At 43.2% G+C, this 23665-nt stretch carries 28 protein-coding genes, 7 tRNA genes and 2 pseudogenes; 5 read left to right on the top strand and 32 right to left on the bottom strand.

Features of this window, described 5'->3' with window-relative positions; translation table 11 throughout:
* Nucleotides 1–81: 81 nt before the first annotated feature.
* A complete protein-coding gene (locus HAP68_RS02395) occupies nucleotides 82–525 on the top strand; it encodes an Rrf2 family transcriptional regulator (protein WP_024084918.1) in 444 nt (147 codons plus the stop codon).
* Nucleotides 526–648: 123 nt separating this feature from the next.
* Here the strand turns inward: HAP68_RS02395 and HAP68_RS19470 are convergent, their stop codons facing one another.
* Nucleotides 649–813, bottom strand: coding sequence for a cystatin-like fold lipoprotein (locus HAP68_RS19470; RefSeq protein WP_300949938.1), 165 nt, complete (start codon nucleotides 811–813; stop codon nucleotides 649–651).
* Nucleotides 814–1013: 200 nt separating this feature from the next.
* The gene (locus tag HAP68_RS02385; RefSeq protein ID WP_003156155.1) at nucleotides 1014–1451 is read right to left on the bottom strand and encodes a MarR family winged helix-turn-helix transcriptional regulator; all 438 of its coding nucleotides are present in this window, start codon (nucleotides 1449–1451) and stop codon (nucleotides 1014–1016) included.
* Nucleotides 1452–1862: 411 nt separating this feature from the next.
* Between HAP68_RS02385 and HAP68_RS02380 the strand changes: the two genes are divergently transcribed.
* Together HAP68_RS02380 and HAP68_RS02375 are read left to right on the top strand one after the other, a co-directional pair.
* The gene (locus HAP68_RS02380) at nucleotides 1863–2282 is read left to right on the top strand and encodes an organic hydroperoxide resistance protein (protein ID WP_024084916.1); all 420 of its coding nucleotides are present in this window, start codon (nucleotides 1863–1865) and stop codon (nucleotides 2280–2282) included.
* A gap of 81 nt (nucleotides 2283–2363) precedes the next feature.
* Entirely contained in the window at nucleotides 2364–3311 is a 948-nt protein-coding gene (locus tag HAP68_RS02375) for an alpha/beta hydrolase (RefSeq protein ID WP_024084915.1), read from the top strand.
* A 565-nt stretch (nucleotides 3312–3876) separates the two neighbouring features.
* On the opposite strand, the gene HAP68_RS02370 is transcribed toward HAP68_RS02375, so the two are convergent.
* From HAP68_RS02370 to HAP68_RS02305, 14 genes and pseudogenes are all read right to left on the bottom strand, one after another.
* On the bottom strand, nucleotides 3877–5280 hold the full coding sequence (locus tag HAP68_RS02370; protein ID WP_015388666.1) for an MFS transporter: 1404 nt from the start codon (nucleotides 5278–5280) through the stop codon (nucleotides 3877–3879).
* A gap of 38 nt (nucleotides 5281–5318) precedes the next feature.
* Nucleotides 5319–5685 (bottom strand): annotated as a pseudogene (locus HAP68_RS19690) (BCCT family transporter); the annotation flags it as partial.
* 624 nt (nucleotides 5686–6309) lie between these two features.
* The gene (locus HAP68_RS02360; RefSeq protein WP_024084914.1) at nucleotides 6310–7113 is read right to left on the bottom strand and encodes an alpha/beta fold hydrolase; all 804 of its coding nucleotides are present in this window, start codon (nucleotides 7111–7113) and stop codon (nucleotides 6310–6312) included.
* A gap of 115 nt (nucleotides 7114–7228) precedes the next feature.
* Nucleotides 7229–7368: pseudogene (locus HAP68_RS02355) on the bottom strand (IS1595 family transposase); the annotation flags it as partial.
* Nucleotides 7369–7744: 376 nt separating this feature from the next.
* Nucleotides 7745–8269 carry an NAD(P)H-dependent oxidoreductase gene (locus HAP68_RS02350; RefSeq protein ID WP_003156161.1) on the bottom strand — a complete coding sequence of 175 codons (525 nt, stop codon included), beginning with the start codon at nucleotides 8267–8269 and terminating at the stop codon, nucleotides 7745–7747.
* A 210-nt stretch (nucleotides 8270–8479) separates the two neighbouring features.
* Nucleotides 8480–8578, bottom strand: a complete 99-nt coding sequence (locus HAP68_RS02345) for a response regulator aspartate phosphatase (protein ID WP_163104079.1) — start codon at nucleotides 8576–8578, stop codon at nucleotides 8480–8482.
* Nucleotides 8579–8744: 166 nt separating this feature from the next.
* Nucleotides 8745–8828 (bottom strand) — tRNA-Leu (locus tag HAP68_RS02340).
* Between the two features lie 68 nt (nucleotides 8829–8896).
* Nucleotides 8897–8978: transfer RNA gene (locus HAP68_RS02335), tRNA-Leu, on the bottom strand.
* Nucleotides 8979–8986: 8 nt separating this feature from the next.
* Nucleotides 8987–9062: transfer RNA gene (locus HAP68_RS02330), tRNA-Lys, on the bottom strand.
* Nucleotides 9063–9095: 33 nt separating this feature from the next.
* Nucleotides 9096–9170, bottom strand: a tRNA-Gln gene (locus tag HAP68_RS02325).
* 11 nt (nucleotides 9171–9181) lie between these two features.
* Nucleotides 9182–9256: transfer RNA gene (locus HAP68_RS02320), tRNA-Glu, on the bottom strand.
* Between the two features lie 19 nt (nucleotides 9257–9275).
* Nucleotides 9276–9366: transfer RNA gene (locus tag HAP68_RS02315), tRNA-Ser, on the bottom strand.
* Between the two features lie 4 nt (nucleotides 9367–9370).
* Nucleotides 9371–9445 (bottom strand) — tRNA-Asn (locus HAP68_RS02310).
* 135 nt (nucleotides 9446–9580) lie between these two features.
* Nucleotides 9581–10030: a SprT family protein gene (locus tag HAP68_RS02305; protein WP_024084913.1), complete on the bottom strand. Its 450-nt coding sequence runs from the start codon at nucleotides 10028–10030 to the stop codon at nucleotides 9581–9583.
* 99 nt (nucleotides 10031–10129) lie between these two features.
* Between HAP68_RS02305 and cmpA the strand changes: the two genes are divergently transcribed.
* Nucleotides 10130–10243 carry a cortex morphogenetic protein CmpA gene (cmpA, locus tag HAP68_RS02300; RefSeq protein ID WP_003156164.1) on the top strand — a complete coding sequence of 38 codons (114 nt, stop codon included), beginning with the start codon at nucleotides 10130–10132 and terminating at the stop codon, nucleotides 10241–10243.
* Between the two features lie 9 nt (nucleotides 10244–10252).
* Here the strand turns inward: cmpA and HAP68_RS02295 are convergent, their stop codons facing one another.
* The 14 genes from HAP68_RS02295 to acpS all read right to left on the bottom strand — a co-directional run bounded on the left by HAP68_RS02295 (nucleotide 10253) and on the right by acpS (nucleotide 21025).
* The gene (locus HAP68_RS02295; RefSeq protein ID WP_024084912.1) at nucleotides 10253–12412 is read right to left on the bottom strand and encodes a Tex family protein; all 2160 of its coding nucleotides are present in this window, start codon (nucleotides 12410–12412) and stop codon (nucleotides 10253–10255) included.
* Nucleotides 12413–12484: 72 nt separating this feature from the next.
* Entirely contained in the window at nucleotides 12485–13087 is a 603-nt protein-coding gene (gene rsbX, locus HAP68_RS02290; RefSeq protein ID WP_003156170.1) for a phosphoserine phosphatase RsbX, read from the bottom strand.
* Complete coding sequence (gene sigB / locus HAP68_RS02285; RefSeq protein ID WP_003156171.1) at nucleotides 13087–13875, bottom strand: RNA polymerase sigma factor SigB; 789 nt, start codon at nucleotides 13873–13875, stop codon at nucleotides 13087–13089. Before sigB ends, rsbX begins: the two co-directional genes overlap by 1 nt.
* Nucleotides 13841–14323, bottom strand: a complete 483-nt coding sequence (rsbW, locus tag HAP68_RS02280) for an anti-sigma B factor RsbW (protein ID WP_003156173.1) — start codon at nucleotides 14321–14323, stop codon at nucleotides 13841–13843. Before rsbW ends, sigB begins: the two co-directional genes overlap by 35 nt.
* A complete protein-coding gene (gene rsbV / locus HAP68_RS02275; protein WP_003156176.1) occupies nucleotides 14320–14649 on the bottom strand; it encodes an anti-sigma factor antagonist RsbV in 330 nt (109 codons plus the stop codon). Before rsbV ends, rsbW begins: the two co-directional genes overlap by 4 nt.
* 63 nt (nucleotides 14650–14712) lie before the next feature.
* Nucleotides 14713–15720 (bottom strand): PP2C family protein-serine/threonine phosphatase, encoded by a 1008-nt coding sequence (locus HAP68_RS02270; protein ID WP_003156177.1) that lies wholly within the window; start codon nucleotides 15718–15720, stop codon nucleotides 14713–14715.
* Between the two features lie 11 nt (nucleotides 15721–15731).
* The gene (locus tag HAP68_RS02265; RefSeq protein WP_003156178.1) at nucleotides 15732–16133 is read right to left on the bottom strand and encodes an anti-sigma regulatory factor; all 402 of its coding nucleotides are present in this window, start codon (nucleotides 16131–16133) and stop codon (nucleotides 15732–15734) included.
* A 2-nt stretch (nucleotides 16134–16135) separates the two neighbouring features.
* Nucleotides 16136–16501 carry an RsbT antagonist protein RsbS gene (gene rsbS, locus HAP68_RS02260; RefSeq protein ID WP_003156180.1) on the bottom strand — a complete coding sequence of 122 codons (366 nt, stop codon included), beginning with the start codon at nucleotides 16499–16501 and terminating at the stop codon, nucleotides 16136–16138.
* A gap of 4 nt (nucleotides 16502–16505) precedes the next feature.
* Nucleotides 16506–17327 carry an STAS domain-containing protein gene (locus HAP68_RS02255; protein WP_014304404.1) on the bottom strand — a complete coding sequence of 274 codons (822 nt, stop codon included), beginning with the start codon at nucleotides 17325–17327 and terminating at the stop codon, nucleotides 16506–16508.
* 117 nt (nucleotides 17328–17444) lie between these two features.
* Nucleotides 17445–17795 carry a type II toxin-antitoxin system endoribonuclease NdoA gene (gene ndoA, locus HAP68_RS02250; protein WP_003156187.1) on the bottom strand — a complete coding sequence of 117 codons (351 nt, stop codon included), beginning with the start codon at nucleotides 17793–17795 and terminating at the stop codon, nucleotides 17445–17447.
* 5 nt (nucleotides 17796–17800) lie between these two features.
* Complete coding sequence (gene endB, locus HAP68_RS02245) at nucleotides 17801–18082, bottom strand: type II toxin-antitoxin system antitoxin EndoAI (RefSeq protein WP_003156188.1); 282 nt, start codon at nucleotides 18080–18082, stop codon at nucleotides 17801–17803.
* Nucleotides 18083–18201: 119 nt separating this feature from the next.
* Nucleotides 18202–19371 carry an alanine racemase gene (gene alr, locus HAP68_RS02240; RefSeq protein ID WP_003156189.1) on the bottom strand — a complete coding sequence of 390 codons (1170 nt, stop codon included), beginning with the start codon at nucleotides 19369–19371 and terminating at the stop codon, nucleotides 18202–18204.
* 116 nt (nucleotides 19372–19487) lie between these two features.
* A complete protein-coding gene (locus HAP68_RS02235; RefSeq protein WP_003156191.1) occupies nucleotides 19488–20495 on the bottom strand; it encodes a LolA family protein in 1008 nt (335 codons plus the stop codon).
* A 164-nt stretch (nucleotides 20496–20659) separates the two neighbouring features.
* A complete protein-coding gene (gene acpS, locus HAP68_RS02230; protein ID WP_003156192.1) occupies nucleotides 20660–21025 on the bottom strand; it encodes a holo-ACP synthase in 366 nt (121 codons plus the stop codon).
* A 92-nt stretch (nucleotides 21026–21117) separates the two neighbouring features.
* Between acpS and HAP68_RS02225 the strand changes: the two genes are divergently transcribed.
* Entirely contained in the window at nucleotides 21118–21717 is a 600-nt protein-coding gene (locus HAP68_RS02225; protein ID WP_003156193.1) for a rhomboid family intramembrane serine protease, read from the top strand.
* Here HAP68_RS02225 and HAP68_RS02220 read toward each other — a convergent pair.
* Both HAP68_RS02220 and HAP68_RS02215 read right to left on the bottom strand, forming a co-directional pair.
* Nucleotides 21714–23180: a PH domain-containing protein gene (locus tag HAP68_RS02220; RefSeq protein WP_014304401.1), complete on the bottom strand. Its 1467-nt coding sequence runs from the start codon at nucleotides 23178–23180 to the stop codon at nucleotides 21714–21716. The two genes, HAP68_RS02225 and HAP68_RS02220, sit on opposite strands and share 4 nt — an antisense overlap.
* Nucleotides 23170–23649, bottom strand: a complete 480-nt coding sequence (locus HAP68_RS02215) for a PH domain-containing protein (protein WP_015388678.1) — start codon at nucleotides 23647–23649, stop codon at nucleotides 23170–23172. The genes HAP68_RS02220 and HAP68_RS02215 overlap by 11 nt, the downstream gene beginning before the upstream one ends.
* Between the last annotated feature and the right edge of the window lie 16 nt (nucleotides 23650–23665).

The following is a 23665-nucleotide window of genomic DNA, read 5'->3' as shown; positions in this document are numbered from 1 at the left end:
TTAGAGTGAAATAAACTTGTAATACATTCAGTTACAAGTGTACTATAAAGAGTGTAAAGTAATTAGGATGGTGAAGAAATCATGTCTATTAGCAGCCGTTTTGCTGTAGGAATTCATATATTGGCTCTTATTGAAATAAATGAAGACGGAATCAGCACTTCTGAATTTTTAGCTGGAAGTGTAAATACAAATCCCGCCTTAATAAGAAAAATTATGGGGATGCTGAAAAAAGCAGGTTTAGTAAATGTACGGCCAGGTATTGCAGGAGCTGAATTAGCGAAAGATTTAACTGAAATCACCTTACTTGATGTTTATAGAGCAGTTAATGTTGTTCAAGATAAAGAATTGTTTAGTATACATGAAAATCCCAATCCTCAATGTCCTGTAGGCCGGAACATACAAAGTACAATTGGTCCAATATTTGAACTCGCCCAATCTGCCTTGGAAAAAGCTCTTGGACATATAACAATTGAGGATGTGGTAAAGGATATTATCGAAAAAGAAAAAACGGCCGATAATTGTTAAATGATTCACAGAAAATCTTTTATCAGACTGGGGATAAGAAAAATCAATAAAACAAAAAGGGACTGGATCATATTGAATCCAGCCCCGAATTGATATTGATTTTTTGATTGAAAAAATGGCTTTTTAAGCAGTAAGCTTGCGAGAACTTTCTTCTGGCTGATAAAACGCAAGCTGAATATACTTGCCGTCATCATATACAAGAATTATGGCGTTATCTCTTTTGTACTCATCTGAATCTGCTCGCATTTCTTTTCTGACTTTCTTCTCCTGCTTAATCACTTCATTAATTGCATTCTCCTATTTACTACCGCTGCCCGCAGTCAGCAGAAGGATGAAGGTGGCTGACAAATCATACGACCTACTATAGTAAGTCTATAAACAAAAAATACAAAAGGTGTCAAAACCCTTGGTATCATAGGGATCGGCCGAGAGGACTTGAACCTCCGCAGGTTATTCACCCGCTTGGCCCACCATCTATATTCATAAAACTATTGCTCAGTTGTCAGCATGTGAAGTAAATTACGAATTTCCTTGTTATAACTTTTAATTTCTTCTTCATTACAACCGGTTTTATCAAATACTGCATTAGGTATCATTGTGACTTTTTCTTTAAACTCATTCCCTTCAGTTGTTAACGTAATAATTACACTTCGTTCATCCTCTTTTGAACGCTCTCTTATAATAAGACCTCGCTCCTCAAGTCGTTTTAAAACTGGAGTTAATGTTCCGGAGTCCAGATATAATTCTTCGCCTAAACCTTTAACAGATATTTTTTCCTTCTCCCATAAAACAAGAAGAACCAAATACTGTGGATACGTAATTCCTAATTCTTTTAAGAGAGGATGGTATAACTTTATCATTTCACGAGAAGCTGCATAAATCGCAAAACATAGATGATTACTTAACAGTAATTTATCATTCTTCATGTTAAATCCCTCACAATATTTATATTCATTACTACACATAATAGCATAAGAATTACATTAAGGGAAATTGAATGACTGACAATTTAATTAACCATAACTTATATACATGGGAACTTTATTTATAACCAAAATGTGTTTGAGGTGCATTCTTATTATGACCGATATAGATACTTCTACTATATTGTTTAGACCGACTCATAGATTTATTGAGCCACCTTCTCAATATGGTTATTATGTACACTAACTTTAAACTGCCGAAAACTGTTCTTTATTTTAGTCTAATCAATCATTTAGAGGAATTTAATTGCGCATTTCAATTGAGAACAATTTAATTTTCAAAAATTTAATTGACAACGCTGATTAGATTGATTAAAATTCAATTGTGTTAAATTTAATTTATAGGAGTGTTTGATGATGACAGTATATTTTACAGCAGAAGCTACAACAAAAGGCGGCAGAGAAGGTCATGTAACATCTAATGATCTTATTATTGATTTGGATTTAGCTATGCCAAAACCAAATCAAGTATCCACGGCTACAAATCCAGAACAATTATTTGCGGCAGGCTATTCAGCTTGTTATGACAGTGCTCTTCATTTAGCAGCCCAGAGACAACGATTAAAAATCGAATCAGCTGTTACCGGTAAAGTAAGTTTATTAAAAGATGAAAGTGATAATGGTTATAAAATCGGAGTTGTTCTGGAGGTGGAAATTCAAGGGGTATCTCAAGAGCAAGCGGAAGAATTAACACATGCAGCTCATCAAGTATGTCCATATTCTAAAGCTACTCGCGGAAATATTGATGTACAAATCATTACAACAGCAATGTAAGACGAAAGATGCCAAGATCAATAGGCAAAAAATTTGATTAAAACATATAGGTGACCAGCCTTCAAATAAGGAGTGAGATTGATGTTAAAGAAAGTACAATTAGAAAAAGCAGCTCAAGAATTTGCAGAAGCAACCGCGAACCCACCCTATCTATTCGACCTTGGACCTGAGAAAGGACGAGAAGCTGTAGATGAGGTTCAATCTGCCCCAATTGATAAACTGCCAGTTGATATTGAAGATGTTATGATTTCAGGAGGACCGAGCGGACAGGTATCAGTAAGAATAATGCGCCCGCAGAATGCGCCTGCGCACCTTCCTGTCATCGTGTACATTCATGGGGCCGGCTGGGTATTTGGTAATGAGCATACACATGATCGGCTCATCCGTGAGCTAGCAGTCGGCGCACAAGCTGCTATTGTCTTTCCAAATTACACCTTATCTCCAGAAGCAAAATATCCGACAGCCATTGAAGAAATTTATGCAGTAGTGAAGTGGGCATCTGAAAATGGCCGTGAGAACGGCATGATTCCCGAGAGTCTAACAATTGCAGGTGATAGTGTTGGAGGCAATATGGCTGTTGCTGTCACGCTAATGGCCAAAGCACGAGGTGACTTGAATATCCGGCAACAATTACTTTTCTATCCGGTAACAGACGCTTCTTTCGATACGGAATCCTATCACCAGTTTGCTGCAGGATACTTTTTACGCAAGGACGCGATGATGTGGTTTTGGGATCAGTACACAACCAATTCGAACGAGCGTGCTGAAATTACAGCATCACCTCTGCGTGCAACTGCTGAGCAGCTTCAAGGGCTTCCACCTGCATTGATTATCACAGCTGAAGCTGATGTACTTCGTGACGAGGGAGAAGCATATGCCAATAAACTTCGTGAAGCTGGTGTTCCGGTCACTGCCGTACGTTTCCAAGGTATCATTCACGATTTCGTGATGCTCAACGCCTTAGCTAAAACTGAAGCTGCTCGCGGAGCAATTGATCTCGCCGCAACCTGGCTGCGTAAAGGGTTTTAATCCATTTATTGTTTCGTCACATAGAGACTGCTGCAAATAAATAAAAAACAAACAGATCCACTCAAATAATTGAGTGGATCGTATATTGGAATAATGGAACTTTTGATGAGCTTTTTAATCGGGCTGGTTATTATTTTGTTGTTGAGATGTCCCTAATTGCAAAGCTAACTCCACAACAAACTCCGTTTTTTCACCAGTTCACCCTCTTCATATCCAAAAAACCTTTGTTGATTAGTTAGCGTACAAGTTCTCGTTTTCTGCTTTGGACCTCATACAGAAAATAAAAAGCCAGCTCTCCTTCGGGAGAAGAACCGGCATAACAAAGCTTCTTGCTTCTTATTTTGCTGTATTGCCCGGACCTTTTAATTTCTCTTCGTTCTTGCGTCAATGTTTTATTATTAGGACACAACCAATAAAATAATGACGATCGAGAATAGCAACGCTGCATTTGCAAAGCAGTAAGCCCTCCAGAATATAAAAGAGCTGCAGTCATTGCTGCTCGGATAATCCCAGCTTATTCTGAGTCTGTATTTCGAGTAGTCGGTCAATTAAATGGATGTTTTTTTCATTCCTTTTCTGTTTGTTCCATTTTCCACCACAGTGAATCTTTTGGATTTTCAACAGCTTCTTGAAACTCAGCTTTAGAAGCAACTGTTGGGTAAGAACCTTTTAAAGATTTACCTGAAGTATCTTTAAATAAGGTTAACACAACTATTAAGCCAATTAAACTGACTGCCAATAAATAGAAACCCGGCGCCAAATTGTTTCTTGTCACATGGGTTAACCAAGAAGCAACTAAAGGTGTTGTTCCGCCAAAAATAGAAACTGATAAGTTGAATGTCCAGGATAATGTACGATATCTAATGTCAGTATGGAACAACGTAGGTAAAGATCCTGGCATAGTACCTTCGTATACAGATAATACTATACCTAACATTAAAAGTCCTATAAATAAGAATGTTATATTCCCCATATTAAGAAATTGAAAAGAGATAATCGAAAATACAATTCCTAATACTAATCCAATTGTTATAACTTTTTTATTTCCTAATTTATCTCCCAGTTTACCAAAAGTTAAAGCGAACGGTACCATAATAATCAATACAATTGCTGTAACCGGTGTACTTATATTATCACTTATACCAAGGTTCTCATCTAAATAAGAAGGCATATACCCTAATAATAGGTAATTGGTTATATTGAAAAATGCCACAAATACGATACATAAAAAGATATCTTTTTTATATGTTCTAATGACTTCTAATAAACCTGGTTGTTGTTCTTGGTTTTCAGAGATGTCACTTTCAAAGATTGGTGATTCATCTAGATGACTTCTCAAATATAAACCAAATAATCCTATTGGAATACTTAAGAAGAAAGGAATTCTCCATCCCCAACTATTCATTTGAACATCAGATAAAGTCCAGAAAAGTACTGTAACTAAAACAGAAGCTACTATATAACCAGATAATGTGCCGATTTCTAAACCGCTGCCTAACCTTATACGTTTATTATCTGGAGAAGATTCTGCGATATATACCATTGCCCCAGCGTACTCTCCACCCACAGAAAAGCCTTGCAGAATACGGGCAAAGAGTAATAATATAGGGGCCCATACCCCAATCTGATCATAGGTAGGAAGCACACCAATTATTAAAGTAGATAAAGCCATCATTAAAATAGTAATTGTTAATACTATTTTCCGACCAAATTTATCACCCATTTTACCAAAAATAATTCCGCCTACCGGTCTAAGTAAGAAGGCAATTGCAAATGTAGCAAAAGTAAATATTAACTTTAATTCATCGTTTTGAACTGGACTGAAAAAGTTTTTACTAATAATAACTGCCAAATAAGAATATAAAGCAAAATCAAACCATTCCATCGCGTTTCCTATCCCTGTAGCAAACACGCTTTTCTTCGCTTTTTGAATGTCTACAACGTTAATTTTTTTCTTGTTAAACTTCATTTAATAATATCGACTCCTTAATTATCAAATCCACATTATACAAGCGCGTAAACGGTCCGAGCATGCAGTCCCAGAATGTATAGCGTAATGCTTCTCTAAAAGTCCGGGGGTTTCTGTTTCACCTGATGGAGAGCTAACGGCATAGTGGCTGATTGGTTCAACTGTACCTTAAAAGACTAGACTAATATCCATATCAGCGCCAAATAACATTGTAAACCAGGAAAGAAGGATGAAATTAAGTGTTTTCGCTGGTTTCCTTAACTTATTTTTGCCGATTGGGCTAAAAATAATACAAGAAGCAACAAAAAGAGAAACAGCCAACAGATAATACCAGCCAAAGCGGTTAGTGAGATATCCTTGGGCTGTGGTCGGTATTTTCTGCAGACTATTTGGAGAAATGATTCCCCTTCATACAGCTCTATTGTGAATATGATCACAATCAAAAAAAAACTTTTATTTCTTCAAAGTAGCCTAAACCTTTATTTTAGATCTTCCATTACGTCTTCCAATATGTTTATTATAAGATTGAGGTCGTTCCTAAGAATTATTTACTGATTCTATCTTTATTACCCCACAATCAGGTGAAACAAAACACTATAAACGTAGCATACCTTTTTAAAACCTGACAAGCCCAACGGGGTGATAGAAACCAGGCTAAAGCCAAGCTAGTCAATGGATAGAAGAAATTTTTTTGTTTTCCCAAGGAATAACCGTCTGCGTTTAATCTAGCCCAATTAGAAAGAAAAAGAGCAGGAGTAATCCTGCTCTTTCATTCAAAACTTTAATTTGTATGACGAATTTCGTATACCTTTTCGACTTTCCTTACCTATTAATCAGTATACAGACTACAACAGAAATAAGTAGCACAGGGTATGAAATAATGGATTTATTTTTGTTCAATGATTAAATGATCCCCAATGACAATAAAGACTAATAATTACTAAAATTTCAGGAAACCCCAATATTGCTTATCTTAATTATTGTTTAACTAATTGGTAATTGCAACAGTAAACTTATACTTATGGAAAGTTATACCAACCGAAAATTTTCCGACTCAAGTCTGTTTAACCAGTTGTGAACCAATGAATTAAATACATCGATTTGTTCGATTTGCAGGTTGTGACCAGCCATATCAAGTACTGCAAAAGTTGCCCTTGGGTAATCTTCGAGTAGCCGCCACGCATCATGGTATCCGACTACATTGTCCTGACGCCCTGTGATAATTAGCGTGGGATACTCAAGTTTAGATGAAATATCGAAGGTAAACCCATATCCATTTTGACGAATGTTGTTTACGAATTCATAATTTGTTTGTTTAGATGGAAGTAAAATTTCATCCCGAAACCTCTCCCATTCAGTTTTACCTTGCACAATCCCCATAGAGCAAAATTCATCCGCCTCCTCTGAAGACAAATGTGATATCAAGTCGCTGTCTCTTTTTAGAACAGTCTTCTGCGGTACTACCCTTTCATCGAATTCGGGTATAGTTAATGGTGCCATCAGCAGTAATCCACGAACTGTTTCCTTACGTGAACGAACGATACCTCTGGCAATGTACCCTCCATATGAATTACCGCAAACAATAAACTGTTGATCAGGAATAATCTCGTCCAAAAGACGCAATATCGCTTCTAAAACATCATCAGAGTTCTGAATAGACGGTTGTGGCTTAGAATGTCCCATACCCGGTAAGTCTATGTATATTCTCTTCCAACCGCTTCGTTTCTCGAATAACGGTTCCATTGCATTTAACATCACCTGATGGTCAAGTGTCCAACCATGCAACATAACGATCGGATATCCATCTCCAATTACTTTATGGTAAATCGACATGTATTTGTTTCCCCTTCCCTTTAATCCCAATGTTTCGGTATGAACATTTAATCCTTTCTTACATTTATCACAATTTTAACAAACTTTTAACTGAACTTGGTAAGTTGAACAAGGGTTATACATTGAATTTCGACAATCGCAAACTGTCATATGTGTCCGTCATATCAAAAGAATCTGTTTAATGTGTTGTTTAGTGCTTTCGTTACTGCGACTACTGACAAATAAGAACCAAGCAAAGTATTGTCCAGATACTTTGAGTATTTTGATCACTTTGAACTTTAGGTAAGTGGGCAGTTTGTGGGCAGTAGATCATTTAAAAATAAGCACAAAAAAATACCAAGGATCTCTCTATTACCCTTGGTATCATTGAGATGCGGCCGAGAGGACTTGAACCTTCACGGGTTATTCACCCGCTGGGCCCTCAACCTAGTAAAAACCTATCAAGAGTTTCAAAAGCTTTTATTCAAAGCATCTGTTTATTTTATTTATACTTATTTTCATCATTTTTCATGAATTCTGAGCACAAACTGGGCACCTATTAGAGACCAAGGAAATCTACATTTCAACAAGAAATATCTACTCATCGCCCTGCTGTAATTAGTTTATTTCAGCTTCCCTCGCGAATACCGGATCAATGCTCAGCTTTAAGATAGTCAACCAATTTCTCCGCACTGTTCTTAACATCTTCTTTTGAAAGGTGAAGTGTCCCATATTGTGCAAAGGCAGGAAGAAAACGCATTCCTATATAGTTAGCAGTGATTTGAAACGGTCTGATAAGCTCGCTGATCGTGATATTATATTCTCCGCCTGCTTGATAATCAGATTCCTGTGCGCCTAAGGAGATAGCTAAGAGTAGTTCTTTGCCATGCAATTTAGTACCTCCAGTTCCATAAGCCCAACCATGTGTTAACACATCATCTTCCCATTGTTTGAGTAACGCGGGACTGCTGTACCAATACATTGGGAACTGAAAAACGATGCGCTCATGATCTAACAGGAGCTGCTGCTCTTTTTCTACATCAATGATAAAATTAGGATATTCACCGTACAGGTCATGAACCGTAATGTCATTCTCTTGCTTTAAACGATTCATCCAGGTTTTGTTGACAACAGATGTTTCCAAATTAGGGTGTATAACGATAACTAATGTTTTCATTTGACTGATTATCCTTTCTTCGCCGATTAGTTATTATTGCTTTTGCGATAATGAATTGAATCTAATTTTAAAATAGCAACTTTATTTACACCTATTTTATCCTTTTTCGTGAATTCAGGGCAAATAATTGGGCGCAGATTACATTTATATCCAAAAAAAAAGACTTAACCTTTTAAAAAAAGATTAAACCTTTTCAGTACCTTTATGCCCCTACCCTATTATCTCGTGTCTAAATTCTAATAGCTGATAATATAACAAGTCCTCTTTGTTTTCCTCCATGCTTAGCAATACTTTCTCTGCCTTTTGCAAATTGGAGTTTGAGGCATTAGTAACTACCTATAATGATGAAAATATTTTGCGCGACGTAAACTGTAGATGACTTACTCCAGGTAAGTGGGCAGTTTGTGGATAGTAGATCATTTAAAAATAAGCACAAAAAATACCAAAGGTAGTTAAACCCTTGGTATCATTGAGATGCGGCCGAGAGGACTTGAACCTCCACGGGTTATTCACCCACTAGGCCCTCAACCTAGCGCGTCTGCCATTCCGCCACGACCGCGTGCTATGAAGCTGTCTTTCCACTAAGCATATAAGCTAGTGATGATGATCAGCACTTTGAAAAGAAAGTGCGGGTGAAGGGACTCGAACCCCCACGTCGTAAGACACTAGATCCTAAGTCTAGCGCGTCTGCCAATTCCGCCACACCCGCGTGACAAGTGGTGAGCCATGAAGGACTCGAACCTTCGACCCTCTGATTAAAAGTCAGATGCTCTACCAACTGAGCTAATGGCTCGCTCTAAAAGTGATTCAAAATTTTTAAATAAAATGGCTGGGCTAGCTGGATTCGAACCAACGCATGACGGAGTCAAAGTCCGTTGCCTTACCGCTTGGCTATAGCCCAACGAAGGTAAATGGTGACCCGTACGGGATTCGAACCCGTGTTACCGCCGTGAAAGGGCGGTGTCTTAACCGCTTGACCAACGGGCCGTCTGGTTGAGAACTTATCTGGCGGAGAAGGAGGGATTTGAACCCTCGCGCCGCTTACGCGACCTACACCCTTAGCAGGGGCGCCTCTTCAGCCACTTGAGTACTTCTCCATAATGGCTCCACAGGCAGGATTCGAACCTGCGACCGATCGGTTAACAGCCGATAGCTCTACCACTGAGCTACTGTGGAATGATCAGACTTTCTTTATTATAAATGATACGACATATTGTGTCAATAAGCAACATTTATTTTTTTGAGAAAGCATCGTTGTCTCTCAACGACTTTTATAATTTAACACAGATCATTGAAATGAGTCAAGCCTTTTTAAAAAATTCTTTTGATTTTTCCTCTGCACTTTCCGCAGGCATATCTTTCCGGATTCATTGCCCGCTTCTTTATATACTGTTGGCCGCAGGCCTCGCATCTATACATATATGTTTTCTTTTGTGTCTTTTTGGTTTGCAGCGGCGTGCAGAATCTTGGCGCTCCGACTTTCTGAAGCAGGTTTCTGAAGTCTTTGTCTCTGTGCTTGTACCCTTTTCCCTCAAGATGAAGATGATAATGGCACAGCTCGTGCTTGATGATGCCTACCAGCTCGCTCCGTCCGTGTTCGAGCAGATATTTTCGGTTTAATTCAATGTTATGGGAAGACAGCATGTAGCGGCCGCCTGTCGTTTTCAGCCGGTCATTGAAAAAGGCCCGGTGACGGAACGGCTTTCCGAAATCTTGTGCAGAGATGTCTTCCGTCAGCTTTTGAAGTTGTTCGTTATCCATATGTGCACCCCGCTTTAAAAACATTGAACGGGACAATTCACCGTTCGCATACAATGTGTTAAAACCGACCTCTAACTAAAAGCTGAGGAGGAATGAGCCATGCCGAATTGGCTGATGAAACAAATGCAAAAAGCGTTTTTAGAAAAGGACAATTACCAAATCAAACTGCTGAACCAGTGCTGGTATTTCTACAGAAAAAAACACTGCTCGTAAGCAGTGCTTTTATTTTACCATAGACAGCGACACTCTGCCTTTTTGCACGTCCACCCCTTCAACCCATACGGTGACGATGTCTCCGACCGATACGACGTCGAGAGGGTGTTTGACGAATTGATTGCTCAGTTTTGAGATGTGCACAAGCCCGTCCTGCTTGACGCCGATATCGACGAAAGCGCCGAAGTCCACAACGTTCCGGACGGTGCCCTGCAATTCCATTCCTTCCTTTAAATCCTCAAGCTGCAGAACGTCTTTTTTCAGCAAAGGCTTCGGCACTTCGTCACGGGGATCTCGCTCCGGCCTTGTCAGCTGCCCGCAAATATCCGCAAGCGTAATCTCTCCTATACCGAGCTCTTCAGCCGTTTCAGACAGCGGCAGTGCGCTGATTTTCTCTTTTACGTCCGCGCTTCCGATCTGATCCGCAGTGAGCTGCAGTTTTTTGAGCAGCGCCTTTGTCTCTTTATAGCTTTCCGGGTGTATTCCGGTGCGGTCGAGCGGCTCCCGTCCTCCGGGCACTCTCAAAAAGCCGATGCACTGTTCATATGTTTTTGCGCCGAGACGCGGGATTTCTTTCAGCTCTTTGCGGTTTGTAAATTTTCCGAGCTCTTCCCTTTTTTTGACGATATTGCCGGCAACGGTTTTGGATAACCCGGCTACATATTGAAGCAGCGCGGCTGATGCTGTATTGACATTCACCCCGACTTGGTTGACGACGGTCTCTACGACAAAACGGAGAGATTCGTTTAAATGCTTTTGGCTGACATCATGCTGGTATTGCCCGACACCGACGGATTTAGGATCAATTTTCACAAGCTCGGCCAGCGGATCCTGCAATCTCCGCGCGATGGAGACGGCGCTGCGCTCTTCGACCTGAAAATCCGGAAATTCCTCACGGGCGATTTCTGACGCGGAATACACGCTTGCTCCGGCCTCATTTACGATGACATAATAAATGTCCCGCTCTGTTTCTTTCAGCACATCAACGACGAATTGCTCTGTCTCCCGTGATGCCGTGCCGTTTCCGATCGCCACAACCTCGACTTCGTACCGGTCCAGCAATTCTTTGATTTTTTTCCGGGCTTCCGCTGTCTTTTTGACGGGAGCGTGCGGGTAAATGACGTCGATTTTCAGCACTTTTCCCGTCTCATCAACGACTGCAAGTTTGCACCCCGTACGGAAGGCCGGATCGACGCCGAGCACGACTTTTCCCTTCATCGGCGGCTGCAGCAGGAGCTTACGCAGGTTTTCAGCGAAAATATGGATCGCCTGCGCGTCTGCTTTTTCTGACAGCTCTTTGCGGATATCGCGTTCAATAGCCGGCTGGATCAGGCGTTTATAACTGTCCTCAATGGCTTCTTTCAGCGTTTCTTTCACAGGTGTTTCACGGTGTTTGATGATTTGCTTTTCTAAATAAGCTTTTATCTGATCGGCGGGCGGTTCGATCGCAACCTTTAAAATGCCTTCTTTTTCACCGCGGTTCATTGCAAGCACTCTGTGAGGAACGACCTTTTGGATCGGCTCTTCGTACTCGTAGTACATCTCATAGACGTTTTTCTCGTCATCTGCGGCTGACTTGCCTGCCGCGGAAGTGAGAATTCCTTTTTTATACGTTTCCTGGCGGATCCACTTTCTGAAATGAGGATCATCCGAGATTTGTTCGGCTATGATGTGCTTCGCGCCTTCAATGGCTTCCTCTCTTGAAGCGACTTCTTTTTCTGCACTGATATATTGATCAGCGACGTCGTGAAGGCGGTTTTCTTTCGGGAGAGAAAGAATATAGTCCGCAAGCGGTTCAAGGCCTTTGCTTTTGGCGACGGTGGCTTTTGTTTTCCGTTTTTGTTTGAAGGGGCGGTATAAATCCTCGACTTCCTGAAGCTTGACCGCTTGCTCGATTTTTTGCTTCAGCCCGTCTGTCAGCTTGTCCTGCTCGGAGATCAATCTGATGACTTCTTCTTTCCGCTGCGTCAGGTTTTGTATGTATTGCCACCGCTCGGAGATTGCCTGAATCTGCACCTCGTCCATTGAGCCGGTCTGCTCTTTTCGGTACCGCGCAATAAACGGGACGGTATTGCCGTCTTCCAGCAGGCGGATGACACTTTCGACATGTTTTTGGGATAACGCTGTTTCTTCAGCAATTTGTTTTTTCAAAAGGGCTAACGTTTCCATATCACAAAAGCCTCCATCTCTTCTTTCTTTCTCTAGTGTATCAAAAAACGGCGGAACATAAAAAAAGCAGCCTTACGATAAAAGCTGCCCGAGAATATAGGTCAAATCATCACGTCTGGATGTTGTGTACGGATGAAGTGATTTTGATATTTCTTCTATTGAGTGTCCCTGCTTTAAGCAGGTGCGGATATGCGGAACCTCAAGCCCATCCGTGTAGATGATGAATGTCGCCCCTTTTTCGTATGATGACGTATACGTTTTGTATCTTTGCGGTTTGCCTGAGAGGTAACCCGAAATCGGCAGCGGATGAAAAACTTCGCCTGATGGGGAGTGCAGGAAGAAACGGACGTTGCCGATCGAGCAGTATGTCAATTCCCTTTTGATGAAATTGATTTTTAAGATGGAGGCAGTCGCCCCTCTTTTGTTTTTCATCGCTTGATTGCAGCGCTCAATGATGCTTTCCACATCCTCATCCGCATACGTTTCCACGATGTCTTTAATGGCTGACGAGGATTCGTTGGCAAGAGATCCGCTGCCGAGACCGTCCGCTACCGCGCAAACTAATTCTTCTTCATTCGCCTTCATAAAAAAGCTGTCGCCGCATATGGACTTGCCTTCTTTATTTAATTGGTATACAAGAGTTTGAACATGTTCATTTTCTTCAACCTGAATCATTACATTAGCTCCATGGAGGGATCTCCAATCAAGGCCTCTCTCAGTTTTTTCACCGCTTTCCGCTGCAGGCGCGAGACGTGCATTTGAGATATTCCGAGAATGTCCCCTGTTTCTTTTTGGCTTTTATTTTGCACAAATGTTAGATCGATAATCTGTTTTTCGCGGTCGGACAGCACATGAAGCACGCTTTTGATCATCATCTGCTGGTTGACGCGTTCGTATCCTTCCTCCTGCGACCCGACGATATCTAAAATCGTGACGGTGCTTCCGTCCGCATCCGCTTCGATGCTGTGATCGACAGAAAGCGCCTGATAGCTTTTTCCCATCTCCATCGTTTCAAGCACTTCCTCTTCTGACACATCGAGAAAGGCTGCGATTTCTTCGACTTTCGGCGACCGCTGCGTCTCTGTCGTCAGCTGATCCACCGCCATTTTAATGCGCGGCCCGAGTTCTTTAATCCGTCTCGGGACGTGTACGCTCCATGTTTTATCTCTGAGGAAGCGTTTGATCTCGCCGATGATGGTCGGAATCGCAAATGCTTCAAAGGATTTGCCGACCTCGGGATCATACCGTTTAATGGCTCCGAGAAGTCCGATCATCCCGACCTGGCGGAGATCTTCGTGAAAGCTTTTTCCTTTTGAATATTTCTTTGCCAGCATTTCGACGAGATTGGTATACACCTCGACGAGTGTTTCCTGGGCTTCTTTATTATCATGTGTTTGAAAGTCGCGTATGAGCCGATCAACTTCATCTTTAGTTAGTTTCGTAGTTTTTGATGGTTGTGCCATGATCAACTCGCTCCCCATTTAAATACTTTGTCATCGCCACGGTTACGCCAGAGTTGCTTTGAACTTTGACTTCATCCATGAGCGTTTCCATTAAATACAGACCGAGCCCTCCTTCTGACAATTGATCGACTGTGTGCGAAGGTGTGTACGGCCCGAGATCCTGCTGCTTCTGATCAAAATCAAAGCTGTCTCCCTGATCGGCGACAATGACCTCCAGCCGATCCTCAAACACACCGAACCGCACGGATACTTCTCCCTTATTTTCATCTTTGTATGCATGCTGGACAGCGTTTGTACAAGCTTCGCTGACAGCGATTTTTAAATCTTCAATGTCATCATAGGTATAGCCCATTCTGCTGGCGACTCCTGATAATGTAAGCCTGACGATTCCTACATATTCCGGTTCGGCCGGAATTTTCATCTCTATATAATCAACTGATGTACTCATTGCACGCCACCTTCTGACTTTGCCGAAATGTCGATGATGTCCTTAAGCCCCGTAATTTCAAACAGACGGACGAGCCGGTCGGAAAGATTCTCAAGCTTCAGAGAGCCGCCTTCCTTGCTCACCGTTTTAAACACGCCTACAAAAACACCTAAACCCGTACTGTCCATATAGTTTACATCTTTTAAGCAGATTCTCATGTCCTTCCCCTCGTTTGCCAGGGGCATCAGCTTTTCACGAACCACCGGAGCTGAGTATACATCGATTTCTCCAGCGATATTGATTTGTATATCTGAAAGATTCTCCTTCATATCTACCGTTAAATTCATCGTATCACCTCTGAAAGTTATCCTTACTCGTGCTAATGGCTTTTTACCCGTGCTGCCGTTTTTTTAAACCTTTCTTTTCAAAACAATTAACGTAAAATCATCATGAAGCTGAAAGTCCTGAAGTCTCAGCAGGCTGTCGTAAATATTTTTGACCATATCCTGCGCGGAGCAGTCCATATGTTCTTCCAGCATGCGCTGAATGTCGCTGCGTTCTAAGAAACCGTTTTCGGTACGGCATTCGGTGACGCCGTCAGAAAAAAGAACGATCATGTCTCCTTCGTCCATGTGCTGTTCATATTGGCTGTAATCAAAATCCTGGGAAATCCCCAGCACCAATCCTTTTGCCTCCAGATCATAAAACTTTTTTTCTTTTTCAGAGTAGTAGAAGCCCGGTTCATGCCCCGCAGAAGCATATGTAAATTGGTGATTTTTCGTATTGTAGTTTGCGTAAAACATGGTGATAAACATGCTTGAGTCCACGTTCTGTTCTACAACGCGGTTAAGATTTTTCAGCACTTGGGAGGGGTGAATGCCGATCTCCGGAAGAGAGTCCATGGCATACTTGATCATCGACATGCACAATGCGGCGGGTATTCCTTTTCCGATGACATCGGCTATCGCGATGTTAATCGATTCCTTGTCTTTGACAAAGTGATAATAGTCCCCGCTCATTTGCTTGGCGGGGACGCTGATCGCCCCGATATCCAGTTCTTCTTCTTCAGGAATTTTTGTGCCCAGCAGCGTCTGCTGAACATTTGCGGCAATTTCAATTTCTGAACGAAGCTCCTGCTGGATATCTCTCAGACTTTGGTGTTCCTGATAAGCCATCCCGTAGCCAATCATGACTTCTATTAAAAAATCCAGCGAATGAAAAACATCTTCCGGCAGATCCGGATACAGTTCCTTTACCACTTTTCGGTGGATGCTGATGATCTCCTCCGGAGGAACCTGATGTTCAATCGTTTTTCGGCTGAATTTTTGGGCTTGATATAAAGATGTTTCTGTTAATTCGGCTATATATCGGCTAAGCAGCTGATGATACCGCTGCTCTATAACCTCCCTGAAATCCACGTTCTAACCTCCTACCGAAGCCATTTTACGGCTTGAATCTCTGTTCCTTCCTCTGCAACAGATTGCAGGCTGAATTCGTCCATCAGCCTTTTGACGCCCGGAAGTCCCGCTCCCAGTCCGCCTGACGTTGAAAAGCCGTCTTCCATCACTTTACGGATGTCGGGGATTCCGGGTCCTTTGTCTTCTGCTATAATTTTAAGGCCTTTTTTCCCTCTGTCGTTTACTTGTTCTATGCTGACCTGGCCCTTGCCTGCATATAAGTAAATGTTTCTGGCCAATTCTGAGATAGCCGTCGTGATTCTGGCCTGGTCCACCGTGCCGAAGCCTAATTCCTTCGCAACGTTGCGGCCAAGCTGTCTGGCGGCTACGATATCCCATTCTGTCATGATTTTCACACAGGATTGGTCGTTCATCGCTATTCCCCCAATTCCCGCTTCAATGTCTCAAGCCCTTGCTCTAAATCGAGCGCCGTTTCAATTTCCTCAAGTGAGATTCCGAGTTCAATCAATGTGACCGCCACAGCCGGCTGAATTCCCGTCAATACGACCTTTGCGCCCATCAATTTAGACATGGTGATGACATCGCCGAGCACTTTCGCGATAAATGAATCAATCATGTCAACGGATGTCAGGTCAATGACGACCCCGTTTGCGCCGGTTTCATAGATTTTGTTCAGCAGATCTTCTTGAAAATGCAAAGCTGTCTGGTCGTCAAGCTCCCATTGGATGGATACCAATAAGCAGTTATACAGTTTCAGGATCGGGATTTTTGGATGTCTCACAATGTTATTCCCCCAATGAAACGATTTTTCGATTTGTCATTTCAAGCGCTGTTTGAATTCCTTTTTGAAGGGTATTCTTCGTAATAACCTGCGACAAATCAATTCCCAGATTAACGATCGTCTGCGCGATTTCCGGACGGATTCCGACGAGCAGACATTTCGCGCCGACAAGCCGCACCGCTTCTGATGCCTGAATAATATGGTGCGCCACCATCGTATCAACGACCGGCACGCCCGTGATATCAATTAATACAACCTGTGAACGGTGCTTTACGACGCCGTTTAACAGATTTTCCATAATATGCTTTGCACGCTCTGTATCAATTGTCCCGACAAGCGGCATGACCGTTACATGCTCAAATACCGGGATCAGCGGAGCCGACAATTCCTGAAGCGCGATTTTTTGCAAAGTAACCGTTTTTTCCCAGGAGATAGAATACTGATTTAAGATTTCCGTGTTGATCGGATTGAAAAAGCTGTCTATTTCCAAAATCAAATCTGCTCTGTCCTGATCGGCCATATTAAGGTCGACCATCGTTTCGTAAAGCAGTTTCCAAAACTCTGACAGGGTGGCTGAAAGAAGTTTCAGCGACAGGCCGAGCTGAACGGCGCGCAGTGCGAGTTCACTGATCTGCTCTTCGGCAGCCTCGTCATTTTTTGTCGATAATAAAAGAATGTCTATATAATCTTTACAAATATTTTCACATATGTGATTCGTAAGCTGATAGTCTTCCTGATTGCCTACTTCTTTTAGTTTGGCTGTCCAAGTATCAAGCAGTTCATCATGCTGATCAATAATGAACTGATACACTTTCTGATTCGACATGGGTTTCACTGACCTCCCGACACAAAACAACAAATTTTGTTTGATTATTTCTTTATTATAGCGCTTATGTTTTTCGAAAACAAAAAAAGTTGCTCTATATGAGCAACCAAAATATGACTAAAAATCAATGAGTGCCAAACTGATTTGCAGGGCTTCATCAACCTTATCCATCATTTCATCATCCAGATGAGTTATTTTATCCGTTAATCTTTGCTTGTCAATCGTCCGAATTTGCTCCAGCAAAATAACGGAATCTCTTTCAAAACCGTAGCGTTTTGCATCAATTTCGACGTGGGTTGGTAATTTCGCTTTCTGTATTTGGGCTGTTATGGCTGCAACAATAGCAGTCGGGCTAAAGCGATTTCCGATATCATTCTGGATCACTAAAACCGGGCGTACGCCGCCTTGCTCTGAGCCAACAACAGGAGATAAATCAGCAAAATAAACATCGCCGCGCTTTACAATCAAAATGATTATCCTCCGCTGACTAAGCGCTCAACGGTCGTTTCTGCTTCGCACTCAGCATAGTGAGCCTCAGAAGAGATATTCAAGTTGATTTTCGCCATTTCCATATACCCGCGTCTCATCAAATCACGGTTATGGCGAGTTGTCCGTTCGCTGACATACGCTCTCACTGCTTGTGATATCAGTTCGTTTCTGCTTCGTTTCTCCCGCATCGCTACACCATCCAATTCAGCTACTAAGTTTTCGGGCAAGCTGATTTTCATTTCGGTTCTTGCGCTGGATTCAGACAAAAAACATACACCTCCACCAAACTTACGGATACGACCAATTCATCCATCCAGACATAATGATACCATTATTCAAACGTCAAGCAAAGCTGTTTTATAAATTCTCTTTTTCCGGATGACGGCTACTTGTTTGTATTATCTTGCAGTAAAGGATTTCTTACTTCCATTATACTCTCATTTTCCAAAAACATACGGGGAACGCGGGAACTAATGGTACAAGGGACCTCGTAATTAATCGTCTCAAGCCGCCCTGCGATTTCATCCATCGTGATCGTTTCTTCCTTCTGGCTGCCGATCAGGGTGACTTTGGTGCCCGGCGGATAAGATTGATCTAATTCGACCATCAATTGATCCATGCAGATTCTTCCCGCGATGTTCATCCGTTTGCCGCCGATCAGCACAGACGTGCCGCTCAGCTTGCGGAGCCACCCGTCTGCATAGCCGATGGGAACCGTTCCGATCCATTGATCCTTCTCTGCGGTATATGTTGCGCCGTAGCTGACGCTTTCCCCTTTGCGGATCTTTTTCACATGGGATAACACAGAGTGCAGCGCAAAAGCCGGCTTTAATTGAAACGGAATTTCGCTTTGGATGTCAGCAGAAGGACGAAGCCCGTACATACTGATGCCGAAACGAACCGCGTTAAAGAAGCCTTTTTTAAGGCGAAGTCCGGCGGCGCTGTTCGCGCAGTGCACCATCAATTCTTTTAAAGGGAGCGGAGCGATCAATGTTTTAAAGCGGTCAAACTGGAAGAGGAAATAATCTCTGTTTTTCTCATCCGCGGTAGCAAAGTGGGTGAAAACGCCTTTACAGACTAAACCGGGATTTTGGCTGAGGATTTTTAACACGCTTTGGATTTCTTCCTCCGTTTTGACTCCGAGTCTGTTCATGCCGGTATCGACTTTCAGATGAAACGGCAATGTGGCACCTCCGAGGTGGCGCGCAGCTTCCTGAAGCCATTCAACAGAATATCCCGTGAGTGTTACGTCATACTCGGCAGCTGCTTGTACATATTCGGGCGGCACGGCGCCAAGCACAAGAATCGGCGCTGTAATGCCCCGTTTTCTCAATGAAATCGCTTCATCCAGTATGGCTACGGCAAGACAAGAGGCACCCGCTTCAAGCGCGGCTTTCCCAACTTCCAAATCTCCGTGGCCGTAAGCGTTCGCCTTTACAACCGCCATGAGATGGACGTTTTGCCCGATGTGTTTTTTCATATGCGTGACATTTTCTTTAATCGCGGACAGGTTGATTTCCGCCCACGTTTCTCTGTAAAAGGATGCTGTGTTCATTCGATACACTTCCTAGCATTATTTTCAATTCATATTGTTATTATCATACTAAAATTATTCTGCAAAGTGAAATGGAATCAAAAAAGAGACCGACAGCGGCGGCCTCTTTTTTGACATTATTTTGACGACTGTCCCTGCATGCTTTTGGCGGCGGCCACCATTTCATCCTTTGTCAGATCCTGTGATGACAGAAGATAATCCACTCCGTCATATGTCCACGTTAAAGACGTATCAGATAATGCGGCCACCGTGAAGCCGAGATTAACCGGTTCGCCTTTCAGCGTGACGGCAGAGGCGGCTTTTGCGATATGGGCTTTTTCTTGAATAAGGGTGAAGGATTTTTCTCCGCCGTAAGTCATGACGATCCGTTTGCCGTCCGCCGTTGAAATATCTTTCTCTTCAAGCTTTTTGACGCCGGCCGGCACTTGAAGCGGTGTTTTGACCGCAAATGAATCAGACGGCTTGGCGCTTGTGGCGACGTCCATCTGGGAAAGCGTCATATTTTTCTTCTCGTCAAAAGAGTCTTTATCAAACGGCTTGTTGAATTCAAAGCTTTTGAATTCGACTTTTACCATCACTTTCCGGTCTGTATCCATGACTTTGACGAGCGAAGGGCTCATGTCCTTTTTGTTGAAAGTGATTTCCTGAGTCGGCAGCATTTTGTTGTGCTGATAGTTTGTTTTTGTTTCAAACGTGTACTTTTTATCTTTGGCGGAATAGACGGCGTCTTTGTCATGCTGCACGTCCTTTACAAGTGACTCAAACAAATATACTTGGCTGCTGTTATTCGGCCAGTCGCTTTGGAACCTGAAGCTCTTATTTAAAGACGGCGTAAGGACAAAGACTCCGTTGGCGTTCCGTAAAATGACTTGGTTTTGGTCTTTTTTCGGATTTTCCAGATAGACCCGGTACAGGGAAGGTTTTTTATGCCAGATTTCCACATTGTATACTTGCGGATCACTCCCCGTCTGAATGGTCATTTTGGCTTTCGCTTTGTACGAGGTGTATTCTTTCGCCTTCTTATCTAAACCGTTCACGATATCTTCCTGTGATTTTTGGCCGCAGGCCGAAAGAATAAGGACGGCAAGCAGTCCCGTTAAAAGCAAAACAAAGCTTTTTCTCACCTTTTTTCAACCCCTTCTTCTCAATTGATGTAAAGGGAAGAAATCGCTTGTTTGACTTTAACGGTACGCCCTGAACGGACGGACGCGTACCATAAAAGCCTCAAACAACTTGTCTCCCTTAATGCACTATCAAATATATGAAGGGGTTTCGGCTAATATGCAGACTAGCGTGACAACCTTTCAATCACGACCTGTGCCGCGGCGTATTCTTTTGTATGGGTAATGGAGACGTGAACCGCCGCGCCGTCCAGCTTGGCGCAGGTCAGCACCGGCTTGCCCGCCGTGTCGTTTCCGGTTTCGATATCCTGAAAGCTGAGCTCTTTGCCGATACCCGTTCCGTATGCTTTCGAAAAGGCTTCTTTTGCCGCAAATCTTCCCGCGAGAAATTCAATTTTCCTTTTGTCCGACAGCAATGTAAAACGGACGTATTCAGCCTCCGTCAATATTCTTTGCGGAAACCTCGCCTGCCGGCTGAGCATGTTTTCAATTCTGTGCAGTTCAACGATGTCGATTCCGATTCCGAAAATCATGTGAATTCCTCCTAAAAGTCCGTACTAAAAAACGGTTTATGTCATAAACGTGTTACTATATATGTAACAAATCAGATGCAAAGGGGCTTGCGATGTTTATACGTACGGAAAATTTCCAGACTTTTATCAGACGTTATCCGGCCGTCAGCTGTATCTTGGCGCTGCAGGCGTTCTTGTGGCTGTTTTTCAGTATGCCGCTTCATTCCGTCATGATGTGGTCAGATGCAGTGACCGGCTATAATTACGGCGTTTCCTCGGGAGAATGGTGGCGGCTGGTGACACCGATGTTTTTACATGCGAATTTCACTCACCTTTTGTTTAACTCCATGTCTCTCTTTTTATTCGCGCCCCCGCTGGAGCAGATGCTCGGAAAAGTCCGTTTTCTGATTGTGTACATCGCATCGGGCATTATCGGCAATATCGGCACATATCTTGCCGAACCGCTTGATTATGTGCATGTCGGCGCATCCGGCGCGATTTTCGGACTTTTCGGCGTGTATGTGTTTCTGACTGTTTTCCGCAAGGAGCTGATCGGCCGGGACCAGTCGAAAATGATTATGACCCTGCTTATCATCGCGGTACTGTCGACGTTTATCAATTCTAATATTAACATTATGGCGCATTTGTTCGGACTGGCAGGCGGATTTTTGCTTTCCTTTTTATGCGTGCAGCAAAAAAAGCGGCGGTATTAACCGTCCGCTTTTTCATATGAATACCAGCGCCCGATGCGTTCTGCATCTTCCTCGCTGACATCCTTCAGCATGACATGCTCCATGTGGTGAGCTGATTTCACTGCGGTAGCCACGGATGCGAGCCGCCTTCTTTTTTGCAGAAAGGAGCGGCTGACTTCAAACATCTGCATTCTTCTTCTCAGCATAATCGTGGTCGTCTTCCCGATCAGCCGTGTGGTGAGCTGCAGCCTGCCGCCGTTTAAGCACCATGACGCGCTCTTAAATGAGGCGTAGCCCAGCACCAGTTCGACGGGAAGCACAAGGAGCGATGCATACCCCCACGGTTTAAACAGAATACAAAGCGGAATGATCACGAAAACCGAGAAGATAACGGAGCGGAATAAATACCGGCGCAGCGCCCTTTTCGGCAAATGATTCCGGTTTTCTTCCAGTACGTAATCCGGTGTGAAACCGTTCAGCATCACAACGAGCTTTGATTTGCGGATGATCGGAAACAGAATCGTCTGAGCTCCTTCTTTCTCATTCCCCGCACTTCCGGCGCTGACAATCGCAACCGTCGCGTATCCGAATAACTGCCTGATTACATTTTCTTTAATTTTAATGGCTTGGATTTTACGGAGCGGGATGGTCACTTGATGTTTTTCAATAATTCCTCTCGTAATGACCAATTCGTGTTCCTTTTTTTCTATCTTAAAGTTGGCATGCTTGATCATCATACCGGCGATGCTTAACAGCCAGGCGATGAACAATCCTATGAAAATGATCACGGCGTATATGCCGATGCTCGCATGCTTGAGAAAAGAAAACCTGTCGTAGAGCCAGTCCATCGGAAGTACTTCATCAAGCTGAGAAAAGAGGGCGAATACCGCTGAGATGATGACACCGATCCCCCCGGATGTTGAGGCGGCCATAAGCAGCTCACCCACAGACAGGCGGTAAACGGATTGCACATCTTCCCCGCGCATCGGCTCCTGCTCCGCTGCGGTCTCCCCTCGTTCTTCTTGCTCCGCTTTTTGCTGAAAAACAGCCGCTCTGATCCGTTCCGCCTCTTCCACAGTAATGGCGGATAAGACAGCCTCGGCGTTTTTCCCGTCGCCGGCCGTTTCGATTTGAAGCTTAACAAGCTTAAAAAGCTGCTGAACGATGCCGGCACTCGTATTCATTGATTGAATCCGGTCAATGGAGATGTATCTCTTTTTCGTAAAAAACAAGCCTTCTTCAATTCTGAATTCTCCGTCCTCAATCCGGTATGTAAATTTTCTCCACTCGATCACACTTGCCGTAATCAGCCAGACAAGCAGGACAGCGAGCGCAATGCCTCCGTAAAAGCGGATGAAGTGGTTGGAATTAACAATATAGACGAGAAAAAATGGCAGAATAATGTTTTTAATGGTTTCGATAATAATATGGAATAAGTTCAAAATCACGGCCGCCGGGTGCAGACGTTTCGGCTCAGACATCATCTTCCGTCACCCTTGCCAGACGGGAAATGGAATCCCTCAGCCGGTCAGCTTCCTCCATATCAAGCGCCGGAATGGAATGAACGGTAGCCGCCGTAGAGATTTTGACTGAGGCCAGGCGGTACCTTCTGAGGAGCGGGCCTTGTGAAGTATCTACGTGCTGCACCCTCACCATCGGCACAATGACCCGTTTGACTATAAAAATGCCGGATTGAATATCAATTTCATTTTCATGGACCTCATAGCGCCAGATCCTGTGCCTGATTTTCGGTATGGCATAGACGGATATCACTGAACCGATGATCCAAATGATACCGAGGACTCCGGTGATCCAATACGGCCAATGGAAGAAATGGCTTAAAACAGCTGCTGCTATAACGGCCAGAAGACAGAAGGCGGACAGGATGATTTCCTGAAGACGCCAGACTTTTAAGCCGCTTGGACTGATTCGATTTTTTGGCTGTGCTCTCAACATACCTACCTCCCAT

Source organism: Bacillus sp. Bvel1 (assembly GCF_014872755.1).
In the GTDB taxonomy this organism is placed as follows: Bacteria; Bacillota; Bacilli; order Bacillales; family Bacillaceae; genus Bacillus; species Bacillus velezensis.
The sequence above is the reverse complement of the archived record's forward strand: the minus strand, read 5'-3'. Positions and strand labels throughout refer to the sequence as shown.

Bases quoted from the DNA above. Each gene is read 5' to 3' on its own strand.
- HAP68_RS02295 (WP_024084912.1), bottom strand. From the start codon at position 12,412: ATGGAAACGTTAGCCCTTTTGAAAAAACAAATTGCTGAAGAAACAGCG.
- HAP68_RS02395 (WP_024084918.1), top strand. From the start codon at position 82: ATGTCTATTAGCAGCCGTTTTGCTGTAGGAATTCATATATTGGCTCTT.
- HAP68_RS02305 (WP_024084913.1), bottom strand. From the start codon at position 10,030: ATGGATAACGAACAACTTCAAAAGCTGACGGAAGACATCTCTGCACAA.
- rsbX (WP_003156170.1), bottom strand. From the start codon at position 13,087: ATGATTCAGGTTGAAGAAAATGAACATGTTCAAACTCTTGTATACCAA.
- rsbW (WP_003156173.1), bottom strand. From the start codon at position 14,323: ATGAGTACATCAGTTGATTATATAGAGATGAAAATTCCGGCCGAACCG.
- HAP68_RS02265 (WP_003156178.1), bottom strand. From the start codon at position 16,133: ATGAACGACCAATCCTGTGTGAAAATCATGACAGAATGGGATATCGTA.
- HAP68_RS02360 (WP_024084914.1), bottom strand. From the start codon at position 7,113: ATGTCGATTTACCATAAAGTAATTGGAGATGGATATCCGATCGTTATG.
- HAP68_RS02220 (WP_014304401.1), bottom strand. From the start codon at position 23,180: ATGATGTCTGAGCCGAAACGTCTGCACCCGGCGGCCGTGATTTTGAAC.
- cmpA (WP_003156164.1), top strand. From the start codon at position 10,130: ATGCCGAATTGGCTGATGAAACAAATGCAAAAAGCGTTTTTAGAAAAG.
- acpS (WP_003156192.1), bottom strand. From the start codon at position 21,025: ATGATTTTCGGAATCGGAATCGACATCGTTGAACTGCACAGAATTGAA.
- HAP68_RS02350 (WP_003156161.1), bottom strand. From the start codon at position 8,269: ATGAAAACATTAGTTATCGTTATACACCCTAATTTGGAAACATCTGTT.
- HAP68_RS02255 (WP_014304404.1), bottom strand. From the start codon at position 17,327: ATGTCGAATCAGAAAGTGTATCAGTTCATTATTGATCAGCATGATGAA.
- rsbV (WP_003156176.1), bottom strand. From the start codon at position 14,649: ATGAATTTAACGGTAGATATGAAGGAGAATCTTTCAGATATACAAATC.
- HAP68_RS02370 (WP_015388666.1), bottom strand. From the start codon at position 5,280: ATGAAGTTTAACAAGAAAAAAATTAACGTTGTAGACATTCAAAAAGCG.
- HAP68_RS02225 (WP_003156193.1), top strand. From the start codon at position 21,118: ATGTTTATACGTACGGAAAATTTCCAGACTTTTATCAGACGTTATCCG.
- sigB (WP_003156171.1), bottom strand. From the start codon at position 13,875: ATGGCACAACCATCAAAAACTACGAAACTAACTAAAGATGAAGTTGAT.
- alr (WP_003156189.1), bottom strand. From the start codon at position 19,371: ATGAACACAGCATCCTTTTACAGAGAAACGTGGGCGGAAATCAACCTG.
- HAP68_RS02380 (WP_024084916.1), top strand. From the start codon at position 1,863: ATGATGACAGTATATTTTACAGCAGAAGCTACAACAAAAGGCGGCAGA.
- HAP68_RS02385 (WP_003156155.1), bottom strand. From the start codon at position 1,451: ATGAAGAATGATAAATTACTGTTAAGTAATCATCTATGTTTTGCGATT.
- HAP68_RS02375 (WP_024084915.1), top strand. From the start codon at position 2,364: ATGTTAAAGAAAGTACAATTAGAAAAAGCAGCTCAAGAATTTGCAGAA.